We start from the raw sequence: 15284 nt of genomic DNA, 5'->3' as shown, positions 1-15284 counted from the left end.
CAAAGAGCGCATTAACGACCAATTCAGCATAAGCATGCTCGGTATACGTTGGGTCATCGCCCGCAAAAGCTTGTCTGACAAGGACCTGACGATCATCCGTCGCCGTCTGGCGACAGCTTCGGCAGGAGAATGCAAAGCTGTCATACAGCTTCGAAAACTTAGTAAATAAGGAGGCACATCGGAGCAAGCCTGGCGCAGCATTCTTGCTGCTCCAGCAGCAGCGCGGGAGCAGATTGCTGCTGCAGCAGTAGCCCGCATTTTTGCAAGTCCTTGATTTGAAAGGCTTCGCAGGGTGGCACGTTCTTCGCTGAATGAGGAGGGCGGATGCGATCGCGTCCTTCCTTCAGTTATCCAAGGAGAGCCTTCTTCATGAGCCGTCCCCTGCAAGTCGTCATCGTCGCCGGAAGCGGCCGCCGTCCCTCCCGTACGCTGGGCCTGCTCAATGCCATTGCAGCGCAGCTGGGCCAGCACATCGCCATCCAGACGGAAGTGGTGGCGCTTTCCGACCTGAGCGGCCAGTTGCTCAGTGCCACTGAACTGGCGCAGTTGCCCGACCCCGTACGCCAGAAGATCGCCGCCATTGAAAGCGCCGATCTGCTGCTGGCGGGCAGCCCCGTCTATCGCGGCTCCTATTCGGGGTTGTTCAAGCATCTGTTCGACCTGGTGCCGCAGGAGTCGCTGTTCGGCAAGCCCGTGCTGCTGGCCGCCACCGGTGGCAGTGATCGCCATGCGCTGGCCATCGATCACCAGTTGCGTCCGCTGTTCGCCTTCTTCCAGGCGCTCACGCTGCCGCTGGGCGTATATGCCAATGCCCAGGAGTTCGACAACGAAACCATCATCAGTGCGGCCCTGCAGGAACGCATTGCCCTGACCGTGCAGCGGGCGCTGCCGGTGTTGCAAGGCCTTGCCGCATCGGCGGCACCGTCCCGCGCCGCCCGCTGATCACCGCGCGCCATTTCATTTTCGATCACCCGATCATCCTCTTTTTCACAGGAGTTTTTTCATGAGCCAAGTCCCCGCTACCACGACCTCCACCACCCCGCGCACCGATGCCGTCAAGTTCGCCTATTGGGTCCCCAACGTCAGCGGCGGCCTGGTGGTGAGCACGATCCCGCAACGCACCGACTGGAGCCTGGAGTACAACCAGCGCCTGGCGGTGGCCGCGGAAAAGGCCGGCTTCGAATACGCCTTGAGCCAGATCCGTTTCACCGCCGGCTATGGTGCCGAATACCAGCACGAGTCGGTCTCCTTCAGCCAGGCCCTGCTGCACGCCACCACCAAGCTCAAGGTGCTGGCCGCGATCCTGCCCGGTCCGTGGCATCCGGCCGTGGTGGCCAAGCAGATCGCCACCATCGACCACATCTCGCAGGGCCGCATCGCCATCAACGTGGTCAGCGGCTGGTTCAAGGGCGAGTTCCAGGCCATCGGCGAACCCTGGCTGGAACATGACGAACGCTATCGCCGCTCCAATGAATTCATCCGCGCACTCAAGGGCATCTGGACCCAGGATGACTTCACCTTCAAGGGTGATTTCTATCGTTTCAACAATTACACCCTCAGTCCCAAGCCGGTGCAGAAGCCGCACCCGGAAATCTTCCAGGGCGGCAGCTCCCGTGCCGCGCGCGACAACGCGGCCAGCGTCTCGGACTGGTACTTCACCAACGGCAATACGGTCGAGGGCCTCAAGGCGCAGATCGATGACATCCAGGCCAAGGCCGCGCAGAACGGCCACAAGGTGTGCATCGGCGTGAACGCCTTCGTGATCGCCCGCGATACCGAAGAAGAAGCGCAAGCCGTCCTGCAGGACATCATCGACCACGCCCACGTGGAGGCGGTGCATGCCTTCGGCGACGCGGTCAAGCAGGCGGGCAAGGCTTCGCCCGAAGGCGAGGGCAACTGGGCCAAGTCCACCTTCGACGACCTGGTGCAATACAACGACGGCTTCAAGACCAACCTGATCGGCACACCGCAACAGATCGCCGAACGCATCGTCGCGCTCAAGGCCATCGGCGTGGATCTGGTGTTGACCGGCTTCCTGCACTTCATCGAGGAAGTCGAATACTTCGGCCAGAAAGTGTTGCCGCTGGTGCGTGAACTGGAAGCGCGTCAGGCCACGGCAGCGGCTGCACCACAGCAGGCGAAGACACTGGAAGCGGTGGCATGAGCATGAGCGGCACGCTTGAGCTCGCGCTGCCCGCTCATGCGGACGCTGACGCCGGCACATCGGCGCAGCGCTCGGTGCAGGGCGGCGTCGCGCCGGTCCTGCAGCTGGAGGGCATCAGCCTGTCCTTCGGTGGCGTGCAGGCCTTGCGTCATGTCGACCTGGCCCTGCATGAGCGCGAGATCCTGGCCGTGATCGGTCCCAACGGCGCGGGCAAGAGTTCGCTGGTCAACGTCATGAGCGGACTGTACCGGCCCACGCAGGGCACGGTCAGCCTGGCCGGCAAGCGTTTCCGGCAGGTGCCCACGGCACGTTTGGCGCGGCTGGGCGTGGCGCGTACCTTCCAGAACCTGGCCCTGTTCAAGGGCCTGAGCGTGCGCGACAACATCGTGCTGGGCCGCGTCGATGCGATGCGGGCCAGCTTCGTGGAGCAGATCGCCGGTCTCGGCCGCGCCCGCCGCGAGCGCAACGAGGCCCGTGCACTGGCCGCGCAGATGATGGACTTCCTCGACCTGCGCGCGCATGCGGAGCGTCCGGTGGGTGGCTTGCCCTATGGCCTGCAGAAGCGCGTGGAACTGGCGCGCGCGTTGGTGGCGCAGCCCCGGCTGCTGTTGCTGGATGAGCCGATGGCCGGCATGACCGTCACCGAAAAAAGCGAGATGACGCATTTCGTGCGCGCCGCACGCGATCAGTTCGGGACCGCCATTCTGCTGATCGAACATGACATCGGCCTGGTCTTCGGACTCTCCGACCGCGTGGTGGTGCTGCAGCATGGCAGCAAGATTGCCGATGGCGCACCGGCGGAGGTGCGCCAGGATGCCGCCGTGATCGAGGCCTATCTGGGCGTGGCCCAGCCTGAGCATCACACCACGCAGGAGGCCGCGTGATGGCTGACTTCGATTGGGTGTTCTTCGCCGAAGTGCTGACCGGTGGCCTGCTCTCGGGGGTGATGTATTCGCTGGTAGCGATCGGCTTCGTGCTGATCTACAAGACCTCGGGCGTGCTCAATTTTGCGCAGGGCGCGCAACTGCTGTTTGCCGCGCTGACTTTCGTGAGTCTGGTGGAGCGCGGTGTTCCTTTCGCGCTGGCCTTGCTGCTGACGCTGGCGGCGATGATCCTGCTGGGCCTCTCGATTGAGCGGGTGGTATTGCGTCCCTTGCAGAACCAGTCGCCGATGACGCTGTTCATGGCCACGCTGGGTCTGTCCTACGTGATCGAGGGCGCGGCGCAATTGCTGTGGGGCACGCAGGTGCATGCGCTGGAGCTGGGCATCGCCGATACGCCCCTGCAACTGGGCGGGATGATGATCTCTTCCTTCGATCTCTTTGCCGCTGCCACGGCGGCCGTGATGGTGGCGCTGCTGTCGGCCTTCTTCCGCTACACCCGCCTCGGACTGGAATTCCGCGCGCTGGCCGATGACGGCTTTGCCGCATTGGCAGTGGGTTTGCGCCTGCCGCGCATTCTTGCCGCCGTGTGGGCCACGGCAGGATTGATCGCACTGATCGCCGGTCTCTTGTGGGGCGCGCGCCTGGGCGTGCAGTTCTCGCTGTCGCTGGTGGTGCTGAAGGCCTTGCCGGTCCTGGTGCTGGGCGGTTTCGATTCGGTGCTGGGGGCCATCGTCGGTGGCCTGCTCATCGGTGCGCTGGAAAAACTGGCGGAGGTCTATCTCGGTCCGCTGGTGGGCGGCGGCATCGAAGGCTGGTTCGCTTACGTGGCCGCCTTGGCCTTCCTGCTGGTCAGGCCCAGTGGCCTGTTCGGCCAGCGTGCATGGCAAAGGGCCTGACATGACGACTTCTCTCGCTTCTTCGCCGCGCGTGCTGCCCCTGCGTGGCCTCTCGTGGCGGCGTGCCGCACCCTGGCTGCTGTTGCTGCTGGTGGCCTGGGTCATTCTTCCCTGGTTCGCCTCGCCCTATGTCATCGATGCCTTGCTGATTCCTTTCCTGGCACTCTCGCTGGCGGCGGTCGGACTCAATCTGCTGACTGGTTACGCGGGCCAGCTCTCGCTGGGCAGTTCGGCCTTCATGGCGGTGGGTGCCTTCGCTGCCTACAACCTCAACTTGCGCGTGGAGGGCCTGCCGCTGCTGGTCTCCATCGCGCTGGCCGGCGTGGCGGCGACCGCCATCGGTTTGGTGTTCGGCTTGCCCAGTCTGCGCCTGCGCGGTTTCTATCTGGCCGTCTCGACGCTGGCGGCGCAGTTCTTCGTGCAGTGGGTGCTGGTCAAGTTCAGCTGGTTCAGCAATGACAATCCGTCCGGCGTGATCGATGCGCCGCCGCTGGTGGTGGGCGGGCTGGCCTTCGATACGCCGGCGGGCCGCTACCTGTTCGCGCTGGCCATCGTCACGGTGCTGACCTTGCTGTGCTGGCGGCTGGTGCAGAGCCAGACCGGCCATCACTTCATCGCCGTGCGCGACAACGAACAGGCCGCCCGCGTGATCGGCGTGCCGGTGCTGCGCACCAAGCTGCTGGCCTTTGCCGTGTCGTCCTTCGTCATCGGCGTGGCCGGTGTGCTGTGGGGCTTCGTCTACCTGCGCACGGTGGAGCCGGCCGGCTTCAATCTGGATCGTTCGTTGCAGATTCTCTTCATCGTCATCATCGGCGGGCTGGCGACCATTCGCGGGGCCTTCCTGGGGGCGGCGCTGATCGTGGTGTTTCCGCTGCTGCTGTCGCGCCTGGGCAGCCTGCTGCTGGGGCAGTGGTTCGACTCGGGCGTGCTGGAAATGAGCCAGCGCATCGTGCTGGGGGCGCTGATCATCTTCTTCCTCATTGTCGAGCCACAGGGCCTGGCTGCCCTGTGGGAACGCGCACGGCGTCGCCTTCACAAGCGCGCGCCTGCGCCATAACTATTTACCTTCACTTCCACCCTCACCACGGAGAAGCTCTCTCACCATGCTGCACGCAAAATTATTAAAAACCTTCATTCTCTCCGCAGCCCTCCTGTCTGCAGGCCTGCAACATGCCCATGCCGATGAACAATTCTTCCCCCTGCAGAGTTACCGGGTGGGTCCGTATGCGGCTGGCGGGACCGGCTTCTTTGGCGGCTTCATCGATTACCTGAACCTGGTCAACCTGCGCGACGGCGGCGTGGGCGGCGTCAAGCTGACCTGGGAAGAAGGCGAGACCCAGTACGAAGTGGAGCGCGGCGTGGAAGTCTACGAGCGCCTCAAGCAGCGTCCCAACATCGCCACCTGGAACCCGCTCTCGGTCGGCATCGCCTATGCGCTGCTGGATCGCGTCACGGCCGACAAGGTGCCGCTGCTGACCATCAACCACGGCCGCACCGATACCACCGATGGGCGCGTGTTCAAGTACATCTTCCCGCTGCTGCTCAACCCTTACAGCGAGACCTCGGGTATCGTCAACTACATCGCCAGCAAGGAAGGCGGCAGCGACAAGCTCAAGGGCAAGAAGATCGTGGTGCTGTATCACGGCTCGCCCTATGGCAAGGAGACCATCCCGATCTACAAGCTGCTGTCGGAAAAATATGGTTTCTCGCTGCAGCAGATCGAAGTGCCGCACCCCGGCAATGACCAGCAGGCGCAATGGCTGGCGATCCGCCGCGCCAAGCCCGACTATGTGGTGCTGCGCGGCTGGGGCGTGATGAATCCGGTGGCGCTGAAGACGGCGCAGAAGTCGGGCTTCCCGGCGGATCACATCATCGGCAACGTCTGGTCCAATTCGGAGGAGGACGTGATCCCGGCTGGTGACGCGGCCAAGGGCTATGTGGCGATCACCACCGTGGCCGCAGGCGCGCAGTATCCGGTGCTGCAGGAAATCCAGAAGACCGTCTACGGCGCTGGCAAGGGCAACCTGCAGGATCCCAAGCGCATCGGCAGCGTCTATCACAATCTCGGCGTGCTCAACGGCATCCTCAATGTGGAAGCGATCCGCATCGCCCAGGCCAAATTCGGCAAGCGCACGCTCACCGGGGATGAAATCCGCTGGGGTCTGGAGAACCTCAATATCGACCAGGCCCGCACGGCTGCACTCGGTGCCAAGGGCCTGTTCCACTCCATCCACGTGACCTGGGACAACCACGAAGGCGATGGCCTGGTGGCCTTCCAGCAATGGGATGGCAAGCAGTGGAACGTGGTCTCCGACTGGATCGCCCCGGACTGGAAACTGCTGCGTCCCATCATCGAAAAGTCCGCCCTGGCCTATGCCAAGGAAAAGAACATCAAGGTGCGCAAGAGCATCGATGACTGAGGGCAGGGCGGTCCTGCGCTGATGCGCTGTTGCGCTGTTGCGGGACCACCTGCCGTCTTCTTCCACTTCCCCATTTTTTCTGAAAGGTCCGACCATGTCTGCCGTGCTCGCCCCCTCCACACAGTCTTATTCTCCCGCCAGCGGCCCGGTACCCGGCTTGCCGCGCGCGGCGCAACCGGCGCACGTGATCCGTGATGACGCCGAAGCCATCGCCGTCGCCCACACGCTGGCCAAGCGCCTGGCGCAAGGCGCTTCCGAACGCGACCAGCTGCGCCGCTGGCCGGTGGAAGAGATCGAGGCCTATTCGCAAAGCGGCCTGTGGGCCATCAACGTGCCGCGTGCCTTCGGCGGGGCCGAAGTCTCCTATGCCACGCTGGCCGAAGTGATCGCCATCATTTCCGCGGCCGACCCGTCGCTGGGCCAGATCACGCAGAATCACCTGGGCTTCGTGGCGGCGGTGCGCACCGTTTCCGATCCGGAACAGCAGCAGCGTTTCTTCGCCGATTTCCTGCGCGGCGTGCGGTGGGGCAATGCCTTCTCCGAGTCGGGATCCAAGCGGGCTGCGGACTTCGAGACGCGCTTCGTCGATGCCGGTGACCACGTCATCGTGAGCGGCAAGAAGTTCTACTCCACCGGCGCGCTGCTGGCGCATTACGTGCCCATCGTCGCCAATGATGAAGAGAACCGCACCTGGTACGTGGTGGCCGAGCGCAATGCACCGGGCTTGACCGTCATCGACGACTGGTCAGCCTTCGGCCAGCGCACTACCCTGAGCGGCACCGTCATCATCGATCAGGTGAAAGTGCCGAAGACGCATCTGATCCCGGCCTACAAGGGCTACCTCGAACCCTCCGCCGACGGCGCCATCTTCCAGATCATCCAGGCTGCGGTGGACGTGGGCATTGCCCGCGCCGCGATTGCCGATACCCAGGACTTCGTGCGCACCAAGTCGCGCCCGTGGATCGACAGCCAGCGCGATCACGCCTGGGAAGATCCGTATTCCATCCAGGCCGTGGGCGACCTGCAGATCCGCCTGCATGCCAGCGAAGCGCTGCTGGAACGCGCGGGCCGCGCCATCGATGCGGCCGTCGCCGCCCCCGATGCCGAGAACGTGGCGCGAGCGCAGATCCTGACGGCGGAAGCCAAGGTGCTCTCCACCGAGATCGCCATCCACGCCACCAACAAGCTGTTTGAGCTGGCGGGCACGCGTTCCACACTGGGCCAGTACAACCTGGACCGCCATTGGCGCAATGCGCGCACGCACACGCTGCATGATCCGGTGCGCTGGAAATACGCCATCGTCGGCAATTACTACCTCAATGGCGTCAAGCCGCCTTTCCATGCATGGAGCTGAGATGAGTGCGCCGCTGTTGCAGATCGAGTCCATCGAGGTGCGTTATCAGGGCGCGCTGCTGGCCTTGCAGGATGTGAGCCTGGACGTACAGGCGGGCGAGATCCACGCCCTGCTGGGGGCCAATGGCGCGGGCAAGTCGACCACGCTCAAGGCGGTCTCCAATCTGCTGGCGGCGCAGCGCGGGCAGGTGCGCGGCGGGCGCATCCTGTTCGAGGGGCGGGAGGTGGCGCGCAGCAGTCCTGCCGACTTGGTGCGGCAGGGACTGGCGCAGGTGCTGGAAGGACGGCATTGTTTTTCGTCCCTCAGCGTGGAAGAGAATCTGCTCACCGGCTGGCCCGCGCACTTCACGCGGCGTGCCGTGCTGCGGGAGGCACTGGAGCGCATCTATGCCTTCTTTCCGCTGCTGCATCAGCGTCGCCGCAGCCTGGCCGGGCTGTGCTCGGGCGGCGAGCAGCAGATGCTGGCCATCGGCCGCGCGCTGATCTCGCGGCCGCGCCTGCTGGTGCTGGATGAGCCCTCGATGGGGCTGGCACCGAAGGTGGTGGCGGACATCTTTGCGCAACTGAGCCGGCTCAACCGCGAGGAGGGCGTGGCCCTGCTGGTGGCTGAACAGAATTCGGCGGTGGCGCTGCAGTACGCGCATCGCGCCACGGTGCTGGAGCACGGGCACAGCGTGTTGAGCGGCGACGCCCGGGCGCTGCGGGAGCGTGCCGATATCCAGGCCTTCTATTTCGGCGAGGGCAATGTCGCGCAGGCCGCCTGACCTGCGTGAACAGGCCCTAATCCTGAAAGGCCTTCATGCGCGTACTCAGGTGCTGCAGCAGCCGGTTGGCCGCCGTCGACAATTGCCGTCCGGTGCGCGTGATGAGATGCGCCTCCGAGCGTGTCAGCAGCGTATTGCGCACCGGGATCGCGTACAGTTCACGCGCCGCCAGTTCGGTAGTGACCGCGAAGAGGGGCAAGAGCGTGAAGCCCAGCTCGGACTTCACGAAATGCTTGAGGATGGCAATCGAGTTGGTGGTGATGGTCGGCGTCAGGCGGGTCTTCTCGATCAGCGTGGCGGCTTCCACCAGTTGCCGCGTGCCATAGGCCAGATGCGTGAGCGCCATCGGATAGGCCGCCAGCTCGCGCAGCGTCACCGATTCCACCTTGCCCAGCAAGGGAAACTGCCGTCCCACGATGGCATACATGGGCTGGCGCGCCACCGCGCGGCTGACGATCTTGGCTTCCACCGGCGGATTGAAGACCAACCCGATTTCCGCCTCATCGGCCGCGACCGCACTGACGACTTCGTTGGTGCCGGCCAGATCCAGCACCAGTGAGATCTCCGGATACTTCTTGCAGAACTGCTTGATGGGTCCGCTCACCATGTCCGAGATGAATCCTTCCCCCATGATGATGTTGATCGATCCGCGCTTGAGTCCGCGGATCTCCTGCAGCTTGGCCAGCACGTCGGACTGGTGCGAACGCTGTTCGCGGTAATACTCCAGCAGCAGGGCCCCGGCCTCGGTCGGACTGACGCCGCGTTTGTGGCGTTCGATCAGCGGCACCGCCAACTCCTGTTCCAGCAGGCTGATCTGGCGGCTCACCGCCGAAGGCGCGATGTCCAGCGCGTCGGCCGCAGCGCGCACGCTGCCGCTGCGTACTGCCTCGTGCAGATAGGCGATGCGGTGGTCGTTGAGGGTCTCGCCCATGGGATTCTCCGTGTTCTCGAAATTAGAACAATAAACATGATCTGTGCGGATTGATTGTAGTGATCAAAGCCGCCAAACTCAACGTCCATCAAAGGCAAGTTCGCGCAAAACACAGTGAACACCGTGCATCTTGTGGTGTATTTCGGTGATTTTGCTGCGATGCGCAAAATCGGTGCGAGCCGCGCATCACGCTGGCGCAAGCCTGCCTCGATTTGGTGAAGATGAGTTGATCGCAAGAGAACGCAGAGGACAAGGATGAAGAAAATCGGAGTGATTGGCCTGGGCAACATGGGCCGTGGGATGGCATTTTCCCTGCAGCGCGGGGGCTATGAGGTGACCGGCTATGACGCCCTCGCAGCGACCCGCACGGAGCTGGCGCAGCGGGGATTGCATTGCGTGGAGACGATTGCGGCTTTGGCTGCGGCGGTGGAACTGGTGGTGCTGTCGCTGCCGACCTCGGACATCGTGGAGCAGGTCGTGCTGGGCGAGGGCGGGCTGTTGTACAGTGGCAAGGCCGGACTGGTGATCGTCGATACCACTACCGCCGACCCCAACAGCACGCGCCGCCTGGCGGCCGAGTTGCAGGCAGCGGAGATGGAACTGGTCGATGCGCCGGTCAGCGGCGGCCCCAAGGGCGCGGCCACGGCCACCATGGGCATGGTCATCGGCGGCAGCGCCGAGATCGTGGCGCGCATCGAACCGGTGCTGGCCGTGATGAGCGCCAAGCGCGTGCACGTCGGTCCGGTGGGTGCCGGCCATGTGGCCAAGCTGCTCAACAATCTGGTCACCGGCACCCATCTGCTCATCGCCGGTGAGGCCGCGCGCATCGCTGCGGCTGCCGGACTGGATGCGCGCCAGATCTTCCAGGGGCTGGCCGCCGGCTCGGCCAACAGCAAGGTGATCGAGCATTTCTATCCGACCTGGATCTTCAATGAAGCCTTCGATTCCGGCTTCACCATGAAACTGATGCGCAAGGACCTGCGCCTGGCCATGAACCTGATCGAACAGACCGGGAGTGCCACGCCGCTGGCGCAGGAAGCCGGGCGGCTGTGGGCCGGGAGCGTGGAGCGCCTGGCTGATGCGGAAGATTTCAACCGCATCGTGACTTACATCGAACCTTCCCAACATTGATTGCCGGAGCACGCATGCAGCCCCATGACACAGACCAACTGATGCTGGCCTTCGGCCATTTCTTCCCCGCAGCCAAGGAAATCGGCTCCTGGATCAACGGCGAGCTCGTGGCCGGGCAGGGCGAGAGCATCCAGCTCTACAACCCGGCCACCGGCCGCCCTTCGCTGAGCTACCGTGATGGCGGTGGCGCCGCCGTGGAGGCCGCTGCCGCTGCCGCCCAGCGTGCGCAACGCCAGTGGTGGGCACTGAGCCATGCGGCCCGTGGCCGCGCGCTGTACGCGGTGGGCGCAGTCATCCGGGCCGAGGCCGAAGCCCTGGCGCGGCTGGAAGCGATCTCCTCCGGCAAGCCGATTCGCGACTGTCGTGCCGAGATGCAGAAGGTCGCCGAGATGTTCGAGTATTACGCCGGATGGGCCGACAAGTTCTATGGCGAAGTCATTCCGGTCCCCAGTTCGCACCTGAACTACACCCGCCGCGAACCTTACGGCACGGTGCTGCAGATGACGCCGTGGAATGCCCCGGCCTTTACCTGTGGCTGGCAGCTAGGTCCGGCGCTGGCCACCGGCAATGCGGTACTGCTCAAGCCCTCGGAGCTGACGCCGTTCTCGTCGCTGGCCATCGCGCGCCTCGGTGAGCAGGCCGGTCTGCCGGTCGGGCTGGTCAACGTGCTGGCCGGCCTCGGCCAGAGCATGGTGCCGCAGGCCATGGCGACCTGGTCGGTGAAGAAGGTGATCTTCGTCGGCTCGCCCGCCACCGGTGCGCTCATCGCCAAGGCCGCCGCCGAACGCGTGATGCCCTGCGTGCTGGAATTGGGCGGCAAGTCGGCCAACATCATCTTCGATGATGCCGACCTGCGCCTGGCCGCCTTCGGTGCGCAGGCGGCCATCTTCTCGGGGGCCGGACAGAGTTGCGTGGCGGGTTCGCGCCTGCTGGTCCAGCGCAAGGTGTATGAGCAGTTCGTCGAGACGGTTGCGGCCGGCGCGGAAAAGATCCGGCTCGGCGCACCGCTGGAGGACAGCACCGAAGTCGGGCCCATCAACAACCGCCGCCAGTACGAACACATCCAGCGCATGGTGGCCAGCGGACTGGAAGCGGGCGCGACCCTGGCCGCCGGTCATACGCGTTATGGCGATGAGGGCTATTTCGTGCGGCCGACCCTGCTGGCGCAGGCCAACAATGCGATGGAGGTGGCGCGCGCGGAGATCTTCGGTCCGGTGGCCGTGGCCATTCCTTTCGAGGATGAAGCCGAGGCCATCGCCATTGCCAACGACAGCGAATTCGGTCTGGCCGGTGCGGTGTGGACGCGCGACGTGGCACGTGCGCATCGGGTGGCTGCGGGCGTGAACGCCGGTACCTTCTGGGTCAACAGCTACAAGACCATCAACGTGGCCTCGCCCTTCGGCGGTTTCAATCGCAGCGGCTACGGGCGCTCCAGCGGCATGGAAGCGCTCTACGACTACACGCAGACCAAGAGCGTGTGGGTCGAGACCGCAGCCAATCCGGCCACGCCCTTCGGCTACGCCGGCTGACGATTCCGTTCCAGGCAGCACCACACCGACCGATCCACCATCACAGAGGGCTGCCCGGCCGATGCCGGGCGGCCAACGTCACGAGGGAGAAGCAAGATGCAAGCAAGCTACGCAAGCCATGTCGCGCAACCACAGGGAGAGCGGACCCGCTTTCCCTTCCTGAAGCTGTACTTCTTCACGGCCATCGTGATGTTGCTGGCCGACTGGATCGGTTCGGTCACGCTCAATGTCGGTCCGGGCAAGGTGGTGTTGCTGCCGATGGTGTGGGCCATCATCATGGGCGGGTTGCTGGGCTTGCTGCACAAGTCCATGCCCGCGCCCTTGCGCCTGGATACGTCCCTGCAGTTTCGTGCCGCGTCGGTGCTGCAGCCGGCGCTGCTGCTGTTCATCGCCAAACTCGGTCTGATGGTCGGCAGTTCGCTGCCCAAGCTGGCCGCCGCCGGCTGGGCGCTGGCCTTCCAGGAGCTGGGCCACTTCGTCGGCACCATCCTGATCGGCCTGCCCCTGGCACTGCTGCTGGGCATCAAGCGCGAAGCCATCGGTGCGACCTTCTCGGTGGGGCGCGAACCCAGCCTGGCCATCATCGGCGAGCGCTATGGCATGGATTCTCCCGAGGGACGCGGCGTGCTGGCCGAGTATCTGACCGGCACCCTGTTCGGTGCCGTGTTCATCGCCATCCTGGCCGGTTTCCTGGCCAGCCTCAACATCTTCCATCCCTACGCGCTGGCCATGGGCGCAGGTGTCGGATCGGGCAGCATGATGGCCGCCGCCGCCGGCGCCGTGGCTGCCCAGCAGACCGCGGAAGTGGCCAAGGATGTCATGACCTTCGCCGCCGCCAGCAACCTGATCACCACCACGCTGGGGACTTACTTCACGCTGTTCATCTCGCTGCCGCTGGCGGTGTATGGCTATCGGATTCTGGAGCCCATCCTGGGCCGCACCACGCGTGCCTCGACCGAGCAGAGCCAGGTCACGGCCAGCGATCATGCCGAAGTTCCGGAACTGAGCGAACTGCAGAAGTGGGGAGCCTGGGGCGTGGCCGCAGTACTGACGCTGGTGAGCGACTGGATCCTGTATGGCAGCAAGCCCGTCGAGACCTTGCCGGGCATGCTGGTGATCGTGGCCGCAGTGGCCGTGGGCGACATGCTGTGCCGCCTGACCGGCCGCAAGGTGCCGGCGGTGTGCTGGGTCTCCATCGTGGCCATGGCGCTGACTTCGCCGCTCTGTCCGTGGGCCGCACAACTGGTGGCGCTGACCGGCAAGATCAATTTCCTGTCGGTGACACCGGTGATGCTGACTTTCGCCGGTCTGTCGCTGGCCAAGGATATCCCGGCGTTCCGCCGCCTGGGCTGGCGCATCGTGCTGGTGTCCTTCGCCGCCAACGCCGGTACCTTCATCGGTGCCACGCTGGTGGCCGAGATCTTCCACTGAGGGACCATAAAACTGAGGCTTGGCTGGCCCAGATCAAAACATCGCCAATGAGCGCAACAGCGCACTCACCCGGCTGACTATACTTGGCACCAGGATGGCCGCACGGCAACAGGCTGTGCGGCCATCTTGCTTTCATGGTTCCAGTTTCCGTCCCAGGATGATGTGATGTTCAATCAACTCAAAGCCACCTTCAAGTATTTCAATGATGCCGTCCCGTTCAAGCTGGGTCCGGCCCTGATCGCCACGGCGGTCCTGATCCTGCTGCTGCTCACACCCTGCCCGGCGGGGCTGGAGCCCAAGGCCTGGGCACTGGTGGCGATCTTCCTCACCACCATCGTGGCCATCATCCTGAAGGTCATGCCCATCGGCGTGATGGCGATGATGGCCATCGTCATCGTCTCGCTGTCGCAGGTCACCTCGACTTCCTCCAAGGGTGCGATTGCCGATGCGCTGGCGAGTTTTTCCAATCCGCTGATCTGGCTCATCGTGGTGGCCATCCTGATTTCGCGCGGCTTGAAAAAGACCGGGCTCGGCCGCCGCGTCGGGCTGATGTTCATTGCGCTGCTGGGCAAGCGCACAGTGGGCATCGGCTACGGGCTGGCCATCTGCGAACTGGTGCTGGCCCCGTTCACGCCCAGCAATACGGCGCGTGGCGGCGGCATCGTGCATCCCATCATGAAGTCGATTGCCAACGCTTTCGATTCCGATCCGGCCAAGGGCACGCAGAACAAGGTCGGCACCTATCTGGCGCTGGTCAACTATCACGCCAATCCGATCACCTCGGCCATGTTCCTCACCGCCACCGCGCCCAATCCGCTGGTGGTCAACTATGTGGCCAAGGCCACCGGCCATGCGCTGCAACTCTCATGGACCACCTGGGCGCTGTGCATGCTGCTGCCCGGCCTGGTGTGCCTGCTGATCATGCCGATGGTGATCTACCTGCTCTCGCCGCCGGAGCTGAAGTCCACGCCCAATGCGGTGGACTACGCCCGCAGCGAACTCGACAAGATGGGCAAACTCGGGGCCAGCGAAAAGGTGATGCTGGGGACCTTTGCGCTGTTGCTGCTGCTGTGGGCCAATGTCCCGGCCATGCTGCTGGGGGCGGCCTTCACGCTCGATCCCACGGTGGTGGCGTTCGTTGGATTGTTCGTGCTCATCATCACCGGCACGATTGACTGGGATGATGTGCTCTCGGAAAAGAGCGCGTGGGATACGCTGGTGTGGTTCGGCGCCCTGGTGATGCTGGCCGAGCAGTTGAACAAGACCGGCGTGGTGGCCTGGTTCTCGGAAGGCATGAAGGCCGCCATCGTGGCCAGCGGCATGGGCTGGATCGCGGTGGCTGCAGTGCTGCTGCTGGTCTTCGTCCTGTCGCATTACTTCTTCGCCAGCACCACCGCGCACATCAGCGCGATGATGCTGGCCTTCCTCACGGTGGGCGCGCAATTGCTGCCGCCGCAGTACGTGGTCCCCTTCATGCTGATGATGACCGCGGGCTCGGGCGTGATGATGACGCTGACGCATTACGCTACTGGCACTTCGCCGATCATCTTTGGTAGCGGTTACGTCTCCATGGGCAAGTGGTGGGGCGTGGGTTTCGTGATGGCGGTGGTGGAATTGCTGGTGTTTGCTACCGTTGGGATGGTTTGGTGGAAGGTGTTGGGGTATTGGTAAAAGTGCGGTGAGATCGAAGCGAAGCCAGATTGTCATCAGTTGTTCGCGATGCTGCTTCGCTTCGTGATTCGGCTCGGGCAGAATGCTGCTCCCTTCGTTACTTCCGAGAG

General features: G+C 64.2%; 12 protein-coding genes and 1 pseudogene. 12 read left to right on the top strand and 1 reads right to left on the bottom strand.

Annotated elements, in window-relative coordinates; all coding sequences use genetic code 11:
- Window positions 1–369: 369 nt before the first annotated feature.
- The 8 genes from msuE to MKD49_RS22535 all read left to right on the top strand — a co-directional run bounded on the left by msuE (window position 370) and on the right by MKD49_RS22535 (window position 8481).
- Entirely contained in the window at window positions 370–942 is a 573-nt protein-coding gene (gene msuE, locus MKD49_RS22570; RefSeq protein ID WP_252697430.1) for an FMN reductase, read from the top strand.
- Between the two features lie 61 nt (window positions 943–1003).
- Entirely contained in the window at window positions 1004–2164 is a 1161-nt protein-coding gene (gene sfnG / locus MKD49_RS22565) for a dimethylsulfone monooxygenase SfnG (RefSeq protein WP_252697429.1), read from the top strand.
- Window positions 2161–3048: an ABC transporter ATP-binding protein gene (locus MKD49_RS22560; protein ID WP_371925505.1), complete on the top strand. Its 888-nt coding sequence runs from the start codon at window positions 2161–2163 to the stop codon at window positions 3046–3048. Before sfnG ends, MKD49_RS22560 begins: the two co-directional genes overlap by 4 nt.
- Complete coding sequence (locus MKD49_RS22555; RefSeq protein ID WP_039790041.1) at window positions 3048–3944, top strand: branched-chain amino acid ABC transporter permease; 897 nt, start codon at window positions 3048–3050, stop codon at window positions 3942–3944. The genes MKD49_RS22560 and MKD49_RS22555 overlap by 1 nt, the downstream gene beginning before the upstream one ends.
- 1 nt (window position 3945) lies before the next feature.
- Window positions 3946–5001 carry a branched-chain amino acid ABC transporter permease gene (locus MKD49_RS22550; RefSeq protein WP_134137293.1) on the top strand — a complete coding sequence of 352 codons (1056 nt, stop codon included), beginning with the start codon at window positions 3946–3948 and terminating at the stop codon, window positions 4999–5001.
- A gap of 46 nt (window positions 5002–5047) precedes the next feature.
- Entirely contained in the window at window positions 5048–6364 is a 1317-nt protein-coding gene (locus tag MKD49_RS22545) for an ABC transporter substrate-binding protein (RefSeq protein WP_039790040.1), read from the top strand.
- A 94-nt stretch (window positions 6365–6458) separates the two neighbouring features.
- Window positions 6459–7718 (top strand): SfnB family sulfur acquisition oxidoreductase, encoded by a 1260-nt coding sequence (locus MKD49_RS22540; RefSeq protein ID WP_051057714.1) that lies wholly within the window; start codon window positions 6459–6461, stop codon window positions 7716–7718.
- Window position 7719: 1 nt separating this feature from the next.
- The gene (locus tag MKD49_RS22535; protein WP_252697427.1) at window positions 7720–8481 is read left to right on the top strand and encodes an ABC transporter ATP-binding protein; all 762 of its coding nucleotides are present in this window, start codon (window positions 7720–7722) and stop codon (window positions 8479–8481) included.
- Between the two features lie 16 nt (window positions 8482–8497).
- On the opposite strand, the gene MKD49_RS22530 is transcribed toward MKD49_RS22535, so the two are convergent.
- Window positions 8498–9412, bottom strand: a complete 915-nt coding sequence (locus tag MKD49_RS22530) for a LysR family transcriptional regulator (protein WP_034341250.1) — start codon at window positions 9410–9412, stop codon at window positions 8498–8500.
- Window positions 9413–9661: 249 nt separating this feature from the next.
- Here MKD49_RS22530 and MKD49_RS22525 point away from each other — a divergent pair.
- The 4 genes and pseudogenes from MKD49_RS22525 to MKD49_RS22510 form a co-directional block, all read left to right on the top strand.
- Window positions 9662–10543: pseudogene (locus MKD49_RS22525) on the top strand (NAD(P)-dependent oxidoreductase); the annotation flags it as partial.
- A gap of 14 nt (window positions 10544–10557) precedes the next feature.
- On the top strand, window positions 10558–12072 hold the full coding sequence (locus MKD49_RS22520; protein ID WP_252697425.1) for an aldehyde dehydrogenase family protein: 1515 nt from the start codon (window positions 10558–10560) through the stop codon (window positions 12070–12072).
- A gap of 96 nt (window positions 12073–12168) precedes the next feature.
- A complete protein-coding gene (locus tag MKD49_RS22515) occupies window positions 12169–13503 on the top strand; it encodes a DUF3100 domain-containing protein (protein WP_121044595.1) in 1335 nt (444 codons plus the stop codon).
- A 165-nt stretch (window positions 13504–13668) separates the two neighbouring features.
- Window positions 13669–15174 carry a DASS family sodium-coupled anion symporter gene (locus tag MKD49_RS22510; protein WP_252697424.1) on the top strand — a complete coding sequence of 502 codons (1506 nt, stop codon included), beginning with the start codon at window positions 13669–13671 and terminating at the stop codon, window positions 15172–15174.
- Window positions 15175–15284: the final 110 nt, after the last annotated feature.

Source organism: Herbaspirillum sp. WGmk3 (genome assembly GCF_023952535.1).
GTDB lineage: Bacteria > Pseudomonadota > Gammaproteobacteria > Burkholderiales > Burkholderiaceae_D > Herbaspirillum > Herbaspirillum huttiense.
This window is presented reverse-complemented; position numbering and strand designations above follow the sequence as displayed.